14 protein-coding genes are annotated in these 12,680 nt (G+C 36.3%); all 14 read right to left on the reverse strand.

Annotation, left to right across the window (positions count from 1 at the left end; all coding sequences use genetic code 11):
* Positions 1-10: 10 nt before the first annotated feature.
* A complete protein-coding gene (locus tag GKP30_RS03415; protein ID WP_216827963.1) occupies positions 11-319 on the reverse strand; it encodes a hypothetical protein in 309 nt (102 codons plus the stop codon).
* A 34-nt stretch (positions 320-353) separates the two neighbouring features.
* On the reverse strand, positions 354-1,748 hold the full coding sequence (locus tag GKP30_RS03420; RefSeq protein ID WP_216827964.1) for a DUF342 domain-containing protein: 1,395 nt from the start codon (positions 1,746-1,748) through the stop codon (positions 354-356).
* Between the two features lie 31 nt (positions 1,749-1,779).
* Positions 1,780-2,547, reverse strand: a complete 768-nt coding sequence (locus tag GKP30_RS03425; protein ID WP_216827965.1) for a FliA/WhiG family RNA polymerase sigma factor — start codon at positions 2,545-2,547, stop codon at positions 1,780-1,782.
* A 121-nt stretch (positions 2,548-2,668) separates the two neighbouring features.
* The gene (locus GKP30_RS03430) at positions 2,669-3,157 is read right to left on the reverse strand and encodes a chemotaxis protein CheD (protein WP_216827966.1); all 489 of its coding nucleotides are present in this window, start codon (positions 3,155-3,157) and stop codon (positions 2,669-2,671) included.
* Positions 3,150-3,788: a chemotaxis protein CheC gene (locus GKP30_RS03435; RefSeq protein ID WP_216827967.1), complete on the reverse strand. Its 639-nt coding sequence runs from the start codon at positions 3,786-3,788 to the stop codon at positions 3,150-3,152. Before GKP30_RS03435 ends, GKP30_RS03430 begins: the two co-directional genes overlap by 8 nt.
* A gap of 90 nt (positions 3,789-3,878) precedes the next feature.
* Positions 3,879-4,901, reverse strand: a complete 1,023-nt coding sequence (locus GKP30_RS03440; RefSeq protein WP_236034882.1) for a protein-glutamate methylesterase/protein-glutamine glutaminase — start codon at positions 4,899-4,901, stop codon at positions 3,879-3,881.
* Between the two features lie 154 nt (positions 4,902-5,055).
* Entirely contained in the window at positions 5,056-5,922 is an 867-nt protein-coding gene (locus GKP30_RS03445; protein ID WP_216827969.1) for a MinD/ParA family protein, read from the reverse strand.
* Complete coding sequence (gene flhF, locus GKP30_RS03450) at positions 5,915-7,078, reverse strand: flagellar biosynthesis protein FlhF (RefSeq protein WP_216827970.1); 1,164 nt, start codon at positions 7,076-7,078, stop codon at positions 5,915-5,917. Before flhF ends, GKP30_RS03445 begins: the two co-directional genes overlap by 8 nt.
* Positions 7,075-9,117 carry a flagellar biosynthesis protein FlhA gene (flhA, locus tag GKP30_RS03455; RefSeq protein ID WP_216827971.1) on the reverse strand — a complete coding sequence of 681 codons (2,043 nt, stop codon included), beginning with the start codon at positions 9,115-9,117 and terminating at the stop codon, positions 7,075-7,077. The genes flhF and flhA overlap by 4 nt, the downstream gene beginning before the upstream one ends.
* A gap of 34 nt (positions 9,118-9,151) precedes the next feature.
* Entirely contained in the window at positions 9,152-10,237 is a 1,086-nt protein-coding gene (flhB, locus tag GKP30_RS03460) for a flagellar biosynthesis protein FlhB (protein ID WP_216827972.1), read from the reverse strand.
* Positions 10,238-10,240: 3 nt separating this feature from the next.
* On the reverse strand, positions 10,241-11,017 hold the full coding sequence (gene fliR / locus GKP30_RS03465; RefSeq protein ID WP_216827973.1) for a flagellar biosynthetic protein FliR: 777 nt from the start codon (positions 11,015-11,017) through the stop codon (positions 10,241-10,243).
* The gene (gene fliQ / locus GKP30_RS03470; RefSeq protein WP_216827974.1) at positions 11,017-11,286 is read right to left on the reverse strand and encodes a flagellar biosynthesis protein FliQ; all 270 of its coding nucleotides are present in this window, start codon (positions 11,284-11,286) and stop codon (positions 11,017-11,019) included. The genes fliR and fliQ overlap by 1 nt, the downstream gene beginning before the upstream one ends.
* Positions 11,287-11,312: 26 nt before the next feature.
* A complete protein-coding gene (gene fliP, locus GKP30_RS03475; RefSeq protein WP_216827975.1) occupies positions 11,313-11,969 on the reverse strand; it encodes a flagellar type III secretion system pore protein FliP in 657 nt (218 codons plus the stop codon).
* The gene (locus GKP30_RS03480; RefSeq protein ID WP_216827976.1) at positions 11,966-12,670 is read right to left on the reverse strand and encodes a flagellar biosynthetic protein FliO; all 705 of its coding nucleotides are present in this window, start codon (positions 12,668-12,670) and stop codon (positions 11,966-11,968) included. Before GKP30_RS03480 ends, fliP begins: the two co-directional genes overlap by 4 nt.
* Positions 12,671-12,680 lie beyond the last annotated feature (10 nt).

A 12,680-nucleotide genomic window follows, 5' to 3' on the forward strand; every position in this document is an offset into this window, starting at 1 on the left:
GATATACTCCTTAGCCTGAGTAGTCTATATATTTCCCTTTGTATGGGTGTTCTACAGCTTTCTCTGCTTGTTTTTTCGATTTATGCTTTCTTTTATGTTGTTGATTTTGTTTTTCATTTTCTTTATCTGGTTCTAGCTTACTAGGATCCGAAGAATCCGCTTTGTTAACTTGCTTTCTTTTGTGATCTTCTTCTTTCTGGTTCTCAGCCGCAATAATATCTTGTCCAACTTGATTACGCTGTTGTAACTGTTCTTGAATTTTCCCAGCAGTTTGAGAGCGAGGAAACGAACCTTGCATTTCAATAGGCTTTAAGCTCATCTTTCATCATTCTCCATTTAATACGGTTTCTTCATCATAATGGGCTGATCTTAATTTCACTTTCAATGATAGCTACCTTTACATTTTGGTGCTTGACACTAATCTTCCTTCTATACTTACCAAAAGTTAATGTTACATTTGGTAGGAGTTGACGTTCGACCTTTACAATACCCGAATGACTTTGTTCTATCTCTTCGCTCATATCCCTTAGCTCTTCTTCAGCGGCTACTTTTTTCTCTTCTGTTTGTATGAGTGTATTTTTTACACGTAATTTAAGTATTCGTTCATTGGCTTGGAGAACTAGTCCCTGTTTTTCTTTTAAGTCAAATGCATGCAGTAATTTACGAAGCTTTTCTAGATCATCTTTTGCTTTTTTTAACTCTTGCTTAGTTTCTGGTATTTTCTTTAGTATTTGTTGGTGGACTCCAATAATTAATTCAGTAGGAGTATGCATAGAGTTTCCTACTTCTTTTGCGATGATCATACTCCCTGCAGAAAGCTGCCCACCAACAATATTTCCTTTTCCTTTATTACAGTAGATACTCCCACTAGCATGACAATTACTATGTAAAATAGATTGATGAACATGGAGGTTCCCCCCTGCTTCAACATTACCTTGATTAATAAAAGTCGAAAATATATCTTTATTAGCCTTCACGATGCCCTTTCCTTGACCAGCTATGCCTGCCCCAACATATATTGAACCTTCAGATACTAATGTTGCTGATTCAACCGTACCTTGAACTCGAATGTCTCCTTTAGCTTTAACTTCAAATCCTGATGGGACATTTCCACGAATTGTGACATTCCCTATAAAATCTATATTCCCAGTTTTCATATCAAGATCGCCATAAACTTCATATCCAGGATAGACATGAATAGTTCTTTTATCGATACATGGTTGTCCATCCACTTGGGCTATTAAGGATAGTTTGTCTTTTGAAACAGCTGTGTTTTTTCCTGGTCTTAAGATAAAATCCTTCCCTGGTTTCGCTGGGATTAGTTCACCTATAACATTCATTCCTGGTCGACCAGCTGTTGCCTCTACTTTTTTTCCAACCGTTTGGCCTTGACTAACAGAAGGAATAGTAATCACACTCTTTAAATCGACTGTATCTCTTTCTATATCAATTTCGTTAGTTTCTTCCATACCAACAAATGGCATTGCTTTTAAATATGCATTACTCCCATTAACCCCTTTTCTTCCTTCAGCAATAACTAGTGGAGAAGTTAACTGCAAATGATTTTGAATAATCGTTTGTAAACCGTTCTCCTTTATTCCAAAAACAACCCCCTTTCCTTTTACCCAAGCACGGAGCTCTTCAAGGAGGAATTCAATATCTCCTTCAAATTTTTGATGCTGAACGATAGTAGCTTTCATTTTATCCTTACTAATTATTATTTCATATATTTTATCTAAAAGGTTCATATCTATTAGACACCACTTTCGATCTGCCTTTTTAGCTTATCACCTTTTTTAACACCTGCTGCAACCGGAATAAAGCCTTCGAATGGATTTGTGATATACGTGATGTGGAAAGTTCTAAAACTTGTCCTATTTCAGTTAATGTTAATTCTTCAAAATAAAACAAACTAATAACCAATTGTTCCTTTTCATTTAAATTTTGAATGACTCTGGCCAATTCCTTTTTAGTTGCATCAGCTATAACTGACTCCTCTGGAGTTAGTGCACGTTTATCTTCAATGGTTGATTTATACGTTTCTTCACGATCTAAGTCATTAGTTTTTTCATCGATTGATAGCATATTAGCATAAAAGCTTTCAGACATAATATGTGTTATTTCTTCTTCTGTTGAACCTAATTCATCAGCTACTTCACTGGCATTAACGTAACGTCCGAGCGTTTGTTCTAATCGTTCAATTGTTGCTTCAACTTTCTTAGATTTCTCCCTAAGAGAACGCGGTAACCAATCCTCTTTCCTTAATCCATCTATAATAGCTCCACGAACTCTAAAAGAGGCATACGTATCAAATTTTAAGTCCCGCTGTGAATCAAACTTCTCAAGGGCATCATATAAGCCCAACATTCCATGACTCATTAAATCATCCTTATTTACATTGCGTGGGAGTCCAGACGCAACTCGACTTACATGATACTTGACGAGTGGCATATATAAACGAATTAATGAATCAGCCGCTTCATTATCTTTTTTACCGATCCACTTTTCCCATAATTTTTGTTCCTCACATAATGATGTTTCAGGCATGATTAGACCTCCTTGTCATTGAGAGTAGTTATGGTTAATTGTTCCCTAATGACCCTAAAAAAACGATAATGTTAGCAAAGATACTAAGGTATACGTTAATTAACCAGTTACCTAACAGCAATTATATTTCTTTAACTCCTTGACTCACTGTTCTTATATGTAATTTTTTTGTAGTAGGATTGAATTCAATCGTCCGTCCACTACTCCCACCTACGTCCTCTGCTATAATTGGAATCCTAAGTTCTTTCAATTTAGCTCTAACTGCATCAACATTCCTTGGTCCGATTCTCATCATGTCGTTAGTACTTGAGAAATTAAACATTTGAGAACCCCCAGCAATTTTTGCTTTTAATGAATGGACTCTGCCTCCAGCACTTTTTAGTTTTTGGACAAGCTCAACAATTGCAGTATCTGCATATTTAGCAACATTTAACGTCCCGCCTCTACCAAGCTTTGAATCTGGGAGCATCACATGTGCCATTCCTGATACATTTGAATAGTCGTCATATAATACCACTCCAACACAGGATCCTAGTCCTGAAGTTCTAATCGTGTTTGGTGCAATGACGATATTTAAATCAGCCATTCCAACTTTTACTACATCACTCATCCATCTCTACTCCTAAAGACTTGAATATACGTTCAAAAGCATCTGGGTCAGGTAGTAAAAAGAAATGACCACTAGAGTGAGAGTCGTTATTATCGATTTCATAAACTTCAGTATCTATAACAATTGCAAAGTCACTTACTTGGGATACTTCGATTAAGCCGTAGCTTAAAATTGCTCCAGCTAAATCAATACTTATTGCAGGAACAGACGGCTGTAAATGAAGTTGAGTAAAATCAGAAAGTGCAGATAGATAAGACCCTGCCAAAATATTGCCTAATTCTTGTAGTGCTGACAACCCCAAATCATCAAATGGTGGTTCAGTTAATTGGAAAGATGGATCCCCTAATAATCGTTTAATTAATTCTTCAGCTTCCGAGACTGGAACTAACAGGAACATACTCCCTGGAGCGTCTCCTTCAAGTCTAAGAAAGATCGCAGCAACTACTTTATCTGCACCTCCAACTAACTCCGTTATTTCTTGAAAGGAAACAATACGGACTGAAGGTACTTTCATATCTATACTTCTATTTAATAATGTTGAAAGAGCAGTTGCTGCATTTCCTGCACCGATATTCCCAATCTCCTTTAGAACATCTAAATGGTAAGGCTTTATTCTTTCGATATAGCTCATTTTTAACCTCTCCCCAGAGAATTTTTCCATTTTTTATCTCTTTTCTTCCTTATAGATTGTTGCTGGTTGCTATTCCTTCCTTAGTAAGATCTATTTAACTAATTCCACTATTCGGTGACCGATGTTTTGAAGATGAATAACTTCATTTACTTGATTAGTCCTGATTGCTGCGCGAGGCATACCAAATACAATACATGATTCCTCTGCTTCTGCAATTGAGTAACTATTGGTCTTTTCTTTTAACTTGATTAAACCTTCAGAACCGTCCGCTCCCATACCTGTCATGACGACTGAAAGGATACTATAGTCCGTAACGCTTGCTAATGACTCAAATAATACATCCACCGATGGTCGATGTCCTTTTCGAGGAGGTAATTGATGTAATTTTACAGCTAATACATTTCCTAATTGTTTTACAGTAAGATGAAACCCACCAGGAGCAACATAAGCTACACCTTTCCTAATGACCTCACCATCTTCAGCTTCTTTCACCACTATTTTGCATAATGAGTTCAGACGAGCTGCTAATGAATTTGTAAAACCTGGTGGCATATGTTGTACGATTAATATGGGTGCATTTATTGATTTTGGTAATTGAGTTAGCACTTGTTGTAATGCCTTAGGCCCACCAGTTGATGTACCAATAGCAATTACTTTTTTCTTCATGTGATAGTGCACAGCTTCTCTTCTATAAATAGAGGCTTGAATGACTTTAGTGGTTTGTTTAGTTGAATTTTTAAAATAATTTTTCACCTTGGATTGCGACGCTAAGACAACCTTTGTGGTCATTTCTTCTTTAATTTTGTGTAAGTTCAATGAGATTGCACCCGAAGGTTTCGCTACAAAATCTACTGCTCCATACTCCATCGCTAAAACTGTATTCAGAGCGCCTTCTTTAGTAGTGCTACTCACCATGACAACTGGGGTAGGCTTTAATTCCATAATCTTTTTTAGTGTAGCTAGTCCGTCCATCACTGGCATTTCAACATCAAGGGTAATAACAGCGGGTGTCATTGTTGACAATTTCTCTAAAGCGTCCTGACCATTTCTTGCAGTTCCGATTACCTTAATTCTTTCATCTTTTTGTAGGAGTTCACTGATGACTTTTCTCATAAATGCGGAATCATCAACAATTAATACCGTAATCTTTTCGTTCAAATTAACCCAACCCCTCACCTAAAAACAACAAAGCTAATATTAACTTTTTTATATTTGCTCTTTTCTCAAAGATTGTTGCTCTATTTTGTTATTGAAATGTTTATGTCGATTACTTTAGACTAAAAAAACTCTTAATGCGTTGCACGAATAAATTAAAGTCCGAATTACTTTTCTGTTCCCTTTGTTCCCCAATAAATTCTTGCACGATTAATTCTACTGCACGACTAGATTTCGCTTTAGGATCCAAAAGTAAAAAGGGGAGTTGCGATCTTACTGCTTTTTTTACAGTGTTATCATTTGGAATACTGCCGAGGTATGTTATTTCCTTTTGCAGGAACTGTTTTACGACTCTTTGAAAGTTTTCTCCTGTAACTTTACCTTCTTTTTCTGTCTCCGTTCTGTTTACGATTAAAGAACACTTTATTGTAATTACTTGGTTATTAATGTATTTAAGCATTGCGTATGCATCAGTAATAGAGGTCGGTTCAGGTGTCGTAACCATAATTGCTTCATTGCCTGACAAGATGAACTGTAAACTATCTTCAGAAATCCCAGCTCCCATGTCAAAGATGATATAGTCATAATGTTGTTTAAGTGTTTCCAGCTGCGTTACAAATCGTTCAAGTTTTCTTTCACTTAATTTAAATAGTTGGCTAAATCCAGATCCACCCGAAATAAAAGAGACATTTCCAGGTCCCTTCTCGATAATGTCCCATATTGTTAATTCATTTTCGATCATATCAACAATATTATATTTACTAGTCATTCCCATTAATATATCGACATTTGCCATGCCAATATCTAAATCAAATAAAAGTACCCGAAAGCCTGCACGGGATAACCCTAATGAAAAATTAATAGAAAAATTTGATTTGCCAACCCCACCTTTCCCACTAATAACCGAGATAACTTTCGTATCACACATGCCGTTTTTATTATCCATTAGTCTCCGTAAACTCTCTGCTTGGTCATTCATTATTTTTTACCTCTAAAATAGAATAAATAATCTCTTTTGCACTACCTTCCATAATGTCATCAGGCACATTTTGTCCATTGGTAATATAGGCAACACCAATTTTATTTTTTTCAACAAACGTGAGCATCGCACCGTAATAAGAAGTTTCGTCCATTTTTGTGAAAATTACTTTATCCACTTTAATAAGCGAAAACTGTTTAAAAATCGCTTCCATATCACGGTATTTAGAAGTAAGAGACAAGACTAAAAACGTCTCTCCTTGAAGTGTGAAATCAATAACTTTATTCAACTCTTCAACATACAAAGGATTACGAAAGTTCCGCCCTGCACTATCAACAAGAACGAGATCGTAATGCGAAAATTGGTCCTTCGCTTTTTTAAAATCTTCAATTGAGTAAACGACCTCTATAGGTATATTTAAAATTTTTGCGTATGTTTTTAACTGTTCAACAGCTGCAATCCGATATGTATCTGTCGTTATCAGTGCTACTTTCTTGTGTTTCTTTAATACACTATGGGCTGCGATTTTAGCAATTGTTGTTGTTTTTCCAACACCAGTAGGACCAACAATATTCACAAACTGTTTTTTAAACGTAATTCCTCCCATAGGAACATCTTCAATTGAAGCAATTAAAAAGTCTAATAACCATTCATATACTTCTTCTTTAGCCGGTACTTCCTCATCACGTTCATACCATTTCTTCATTAAATGCTTCATTGTTTTAATCCTAAGATGTTTATCAACTTCCTGATCTTCAAGGTGAGTACTTATTGAGTGAAATGGCTCTGGATACTCCTGTTCTTGTTCAATTTGTTTACTAGAAAAAGAAGACATTATCGTTTTCAGTTGTTCGATTTCCTTTAGCAACTTTTCCTGATTATTATCAGTAATCAAAGTTTTTTGGGTATGATGGACGCCAGATCGTGATAGGCGCCCCTCATTTATTACAGACTGTTTTTTTGGGGTAGGTCGTTTAATTGATGGAGTATGATCCACTGCTGCAATAACCTCAATATTTTTCTTTGTAAATAAACCTAAAAAACCACCAGTTACAATTTCTCTTGAATTTAAAATAACGGCATCATGCCCAAGGTCTTCACGTATCTTTTTCATAGCATCGGGCATCGACCCTGCAATAAACTTCTTTACTTTCAATCTACATTCACCACCCCAACACTTTGAATCTCAACATCTGGTTCTAACTCGTTATATGAAAGGACAGGAACGGTTGGCATATACCGTTCAAGCAATTGTCGAACGTACATTCTAACAGCTGGTGAGCATAAAATAATTGGCACTTGGCCCATTTGAGATAAATGTTCCACTTCTTGTGAAGCCACTTCTATAATTTGTTGTGATTGATTTGGGTCCATCGATAAGAAATTTCCATGTTCTGTTTGTTGCACAGCTTCAGCAATCCGCTTTTCTACTGTCCCACTTAGTGTAACAACATATAGTGGTTCCCCTGGTAATGCGTATTGCTTTGAGATTTGTCTTGATAACCCTTGGCGTACATATTCAGTTATTAAATCCATATCTTTTGACATAGGCCCATAATCGGCTAGAACTTCAAAGATAGTCGGAAGATTTCGGATTGAAACATTTTCACGCAATAAATTCGCAAGAACTTTTTGGATTTCACCACCCGTCAACGGATTAGGTGTGACATCTTCTACTAGAGCAGGATAGGACTCTTTCAAGTGGTCAACTAATTGTTTCGTTTCTTGTCTACCTATTAATTCATGCGCATGACGCTTAACAATTTCTGTTAAATGTGTAGACACCACAGATGGCGGATCTACAACCGTGTATCCTGATAACTCTGCTTGTTCTTTCATATCTTCCCCAATCCATAATGCTGGTAATCCAAATGCAGGTTCGATCGTATCAATACCAATAATTGAATCATCTTCAATTCCAGGACTCATTGCCATGTAATGATCTAGTAACAAATCCCCTTTTGCTATTTCGTTTCCTTTGATTTTTATTACGTATTCATTAGGTTGCAGCTGGATATTATCCCTTATTCGAATAACAGGTACAATCATACCTAGCTCTAGAGCTAGTTGACGTCTAATCATCACGACACGGTCTAATAAGTCGCCTCCTTGATTAGCATCAGCTAAAGGAATAAGACCGTATCCAAACTCAAATTCAATTGGATCAATTTGTAACAGATTAACTACACTTTCTGGTGATTTCAAATCATCATTTGTACTTTCTGCTTCATCTGACGTAGCAGCTTCTTCTTCAAGTGTCTGTTTCTGTAACCTTGATAAGTGCCAACCACCATAAACAAGGATACCTGCAATTGGAAACGTTACATACGGTGTAATGGGCGTAACAACACCTAACAGGAAGATCGTTCCACCCGCTACATAAAGCATCATCGGATAAGCTAGTAATTGTTTTGTAATATCGTGTCCTAAATTCCCTTCCGAAGTAGCACGGGTTACAACGATCCCTGTTGCCGTCGAAATAAGTAATGCTGGAATTTGGCTGACCAGCCCATCACCAACCGTAAGTAGAGTAAACGTGTTTGCTGCTTCACCGAGTCCCATTCCTAATTGAGACATACCAATTACTAACCCAAAGATCAAATTAATAATAACGATAACAATCCCTGCAATCGCATCACCTTTAACAAACTTACTAGCACCATCCATCGCTCCGTAGAAGTCAGCTTCTTGTTCTATTTTCTGCCGTCGTTCTTTTGCTTCAATGTCAGAAATCATGCCAGCATTTAGATCAGCATCAATACTCATTTGCTTACCTGGCATCGCGTCTAATGTAAAACGTGCTCCCACTTCAGATACACGCTCAGCTCCTTTTGTAATAACGAGAAACTGAATGATAATTAATATAAGGAACACAACAAAACCGACGAGTGCGTTCCCACCGACAACGAAGGATCCGAATGTCTCAATAACATTCCCAGCTTCAGCATTTCCAAGGATCGAACGTGTTGTTGAAACGTTTAGTCCAAGTCGAAATAATGTAACTAAGAGTAATAATGTCGGGAATATTGAAAATTGAAGTGGTTCCCTCGTATTCATAGCTACTAAGATAATAACTAGAGCAAGAGAGATATTACATATAATGAGAACATCCAGCATTGCAGGCGGTAACGGAATGATTAACATAATTATGATTAAGATAACGCCTAGTAACACAGATAAATCTTTAATTGACAATGGAAACTCTCTCCTCTTTTACCAACATTAGCTGCTAAACTTCTTTATTTTTCAAACGATATACATAAGCAAGGATTTCTGCGACAGCTTTAAACAAATCCTCTGGTACTATATCTCCAATATTCGTCTCTGCATACAAAGCTCTTGCTAAAGGTTTATTTTCAACGATAATGATATCGTGATTTTTCGCAATTGAACGGATCTTAAAGGCAACATAATCGACTCCTTTTGCTACAATAACAGGAGCATCCATCTTCTCTCCGTCGTATTTTAGTACAACGGCAAAATGAGTAGGATTCGTAATGACAACATCTGCTTTAGGAATTTCTTGCATCATCCTTGACATCGCCATTTCCATTTGTTTTTGTTTTCTTTTGGACTTTACTTTTGGATCGCCTTCCATATTTTTGTGTTCATCTTTAATATCTTTTTTAGACATTCTGATTTGTTTTTCATGATCGTATTTTTGGTAAAGGTAATCAGGGATCGACAAAATGAGTAGTAATACCGCTACAACAACGCCCATGATTACTGTTAACTGTGCAATTTGATAAAACCCATCTGCTACAGGCTTTTGGGACAAGATCATAACAGAATCGAGCGTCAGCCATAAGATCGTAAAAACGACCATTCCTACAAATGAAATTTTTAATAATGACTTCAAGAGCTCAACAATCGCTCTTACAGAGAATATTCTTTTGAACCCTTTAATTGGATCTAATTTTGATAACTTAGGTTTAATCGCCTCTGGTGCAAATAGTGGACCAACTTGTAAGTAGCTACTAAAGACGCCAGCTATTAAAGCAATGAGCATAATCGGTAATAACACAGTTGCTGACGTGAATGTAATTTCATTTAGAACCATTTTTAGGCTCATTTCGGTTAAATCCATTAGCATGTAATTTTGGAATGTATGCTTTAGCATGGCTAATAAATGATCACCAACGATATGACCAATGAACCAAAGTGATAAAAAAACTAGTAACAGAATAATAGCCGTATTTACATCCGTACTCTTTGCAACTTGACCTTTTTTTCGGGTGTCTTGCCGCTTTTTCGGTGTCGCTTTTTCCGTCTTTTCTTCTGCGAAAAACTGTAAATCTAATTGGATATAAGGCACCTACTAGACACCTCCAAGTAATTGCATGAGCGTTCTCATCGTTAAGACAATTGTTTCGAACAGCTGTTGGACAATTAAATAAAATACACTTAGGAAAATCATTAATAATGGCAAACCTACTAAAATCTTTAATGGCATCCCAACAACAAACACATTCATTTGTGGAACAGAACGTGAGATCATCCCTAAGGCTACATCGACTAAAAACAATGAACCTACAATAGGAAATGCCATTTGAAAAGCGATAATGAACATCTTATTGAAGGTTATAAAAATAAATTCAATGACGTTTTCGTTACCAAGCGGTAAAAATACTTGGTCTAAAGGAATAAATTGATAGCTATAAAAAACACCATCTATTAATAAGTGATGTGCATCTGTAACTAGTAGTAAAAGTAGCGCAAATGTATATAAGTACCCTCCAATTAAAGGTGATTGTGCCCCTGTTGCTGGATCTACGACATTAGCAATCATAAACCCCATCATATTATCTATGAATGCTCCAGCTACTTGAATAGCATAGATTAAGATCATGGCAATAAGACCTATAAGTAAACCTACTAGTACCTCTTTTAAAATTAACAAAAAGTAGATTTCATCAATTGGAATTTCCTGGATGCCAATTGTAAAAAACATAATCCAAGCTAAATATACAGATAATCCAACTTTAACCGTATTAGGAATCGTTCGATGAGAAAAAATAGGTAACACTGTAAAGAAAGCTAGCACTCTAATAAAAACTAATAAGAACGCTGGTAAAAAGTTAATCCAGTCTATCATTACCCAACAACCCGATGTAAATTATTGAAGATGTGATACGTAAAGCCAAGTAATTGAGATAACATCCATGGTCCAAAGAATACTAAAGCAACGAACACACCGACAATTTTAGGAATAAAAGCTAATGTTTGTTCTTGTATTTGAGTTGTCGCCTGAAAAATACTAACGAGCAACCCTAGAGATAATGCAATTAATAGCAGTGGACCTGCTACCATCAAGACCGTCCAAACTCCATTTTCAGCTAATGTAATAACTTGTTCAGCATTCAATTCATTCACCTTCTTTTTAGTTGGAGTTAACTATAGCTTAGTAACAATGATTGAACGACTAAATGCCAGCCATCAACCATAACAAATAACAATATTTTAAATGGTAAGGCAATCATGACTGGAGGCAACATCATCATACCCATTGCCATTAAAACACTAGCAACTATCATGTCTATGACAAGGAACGGAACAAAAATAAAGAACCCTATTTGAAATGCTGTTTTTATTTCACTAATCGCAAAAGCTGGCACTAATGCAGTTAATGGAATATCATCAAGTGTTTGTGGTCTGTCCATACCCGCATATCCCATAAAAAGTGCAAGGTCCTTTTCTCTTGTATGCTTCGCCATAAATTCTTTCATTGGTACTACAGCACGATCAAAGGCTTCTTCTTGATCTATTTCACCAGCTAATAATGGTGATAATGCTTGTTCATTTACTTCAGCAAAGACAGGTGCCATTATAAAGAAAGTAATAAAAAGTGCTAAGGCAATTAAAACTTGATTTGGTGGCATCTGCTGTGTAGCTAACCCTGTTCTCACGAAGGATAGGACAATAACAATTCTAGTAAAACAAGTCATTAAAATTAGAATACTAGGTGCTAAAGATAAAACTGTTAATAAAATCAAAATTTGTAAAGTAGTGGATAAATCATCATTAAATGTTGGTAAAAATTCTGTCATTTATTATGCTCCTTCATCGCCTCGTGGATTTGTTGTTGCGACTTAGAAACATCTTTTAACTGTTTATCTAATAGCTCACTAAAATCGAGCGTTTTTTTCGTATCATCAGTTGTCTTCTTAGTTACTAGCTGGTTGATCCACGTAGAAGCTTTAGTTAATGGTTGTTCAAGCCGATCGAATTCCGTCTCATGCTGCTCCATTATTTTGGCGATCTCACCTTTATCGTCTATTTCTTTGATAAGTTGTATCGTTTCACCCACACCGACAACTAGAATACGATCCCCTAGCTTAATCATCTGTAGAGAGCGATTGGCTCCTAGTGGTACCCCACCGATACTTTGAAGGGTTTGATGATCTCTAAATGAACGTGTTCGTTTACCAACAAAGCGAAGCATTATATAAATTAATGCAATCACGACAGCTAGTGCTGCTATCATTTGCATAAATAACATAAAAAAGCTTGTCCCATTATCAAATGGAGTTTCAGTAGTATCCAGAAATGGTTCATTTACTCCTGGAGCCAGCTCCGTTTCAGCAGGTTCTATTTGACTATCGTCAGTTCCAGTTATCTTTTCTTGTTTGACAGGTAAAGAGTCAAAAACTGAGCCAGTTCCACTTTCTTCTGCTAGAACTGACTCGTTAAAGCTCATGGGAAAAAGGAAGAACAAGCCTAAAACAACCCAAAAGTATTTTCGGTACAAGAGGCTATCA

This window comes from Alkalihalobacterium elongatum, from assembly GCF_019024285.1.
GTDB lineage: Bacteria > Bacillota > Bacilli > Bacillales > Bacillaceae_F > Alkalihalobacterium > Alkalihalobacterium elongatum.

Bases quoted from the DNA above. Each gene is read 5' to 3' on its own strand.
- GKP30_RS03415 (WP_216827963.1), bottom strand. From the start codon at position 319: ATGAGCTTAAAGCCTATTGAAATGCAAGGTTCGTTTCCTCGCTCTCAA.
- fliP (WP_216827975.1), bottom strand. From the start codon at position 11,969: ATGACAGAATTTTTACCAACATTTAATGATGATTTATCCACTACTTTA.
- GKP30_RS03435 (WP_216827967.1), bottom strand. From the start codon at position 3,788: ATGAGCTATATCGAAAGAATAAAGCCTTACCATTTAGATGTTCTAAAG.
- GKP30_RS03420 (WP_216827964.1), bottom strand. From the start codon at position 1,748: ATGAACCTTTTAGATAAAATATATGAAATAATAATTAGTAAGGATAAA.
- fliR (WP_216827973.1), bottom strand. From the start codon at position 11,017: ATGATAGACTGGATTAACTTTTTACCAGCGTTCTTATTAGTTTTTATT.
- GKP30_RS03425 (WP_216827965.1), bottom strand. From the start codon at position 2,547: ATGCCTGAAACATCATTATGTGAGGAACAAAAATTATGGGAAAAGTGG.
- GKP30_RS03440 (WP_236034882.1), bottom strand. From the start codon at position 4,901: ATGAGAAAAGTCATCAGTGAACTCCTACAAAAAGATGAAAGAATTAAG.
- GKP30_RS03445 (WP_216827969.1), bottom strand. From the start codon at position 5,922: ATGAATGACCAAGCAGAGAGTTTACGGAGACTAATGGATAATAAAAAC.
- GKP30_RS03430 (WP_216827966.1), bottom strand. From the start codon at position 3,157: ATGAGTGATGTAGTAAAAGTTGGAATGGCTGATTTAAATATCGTCATT.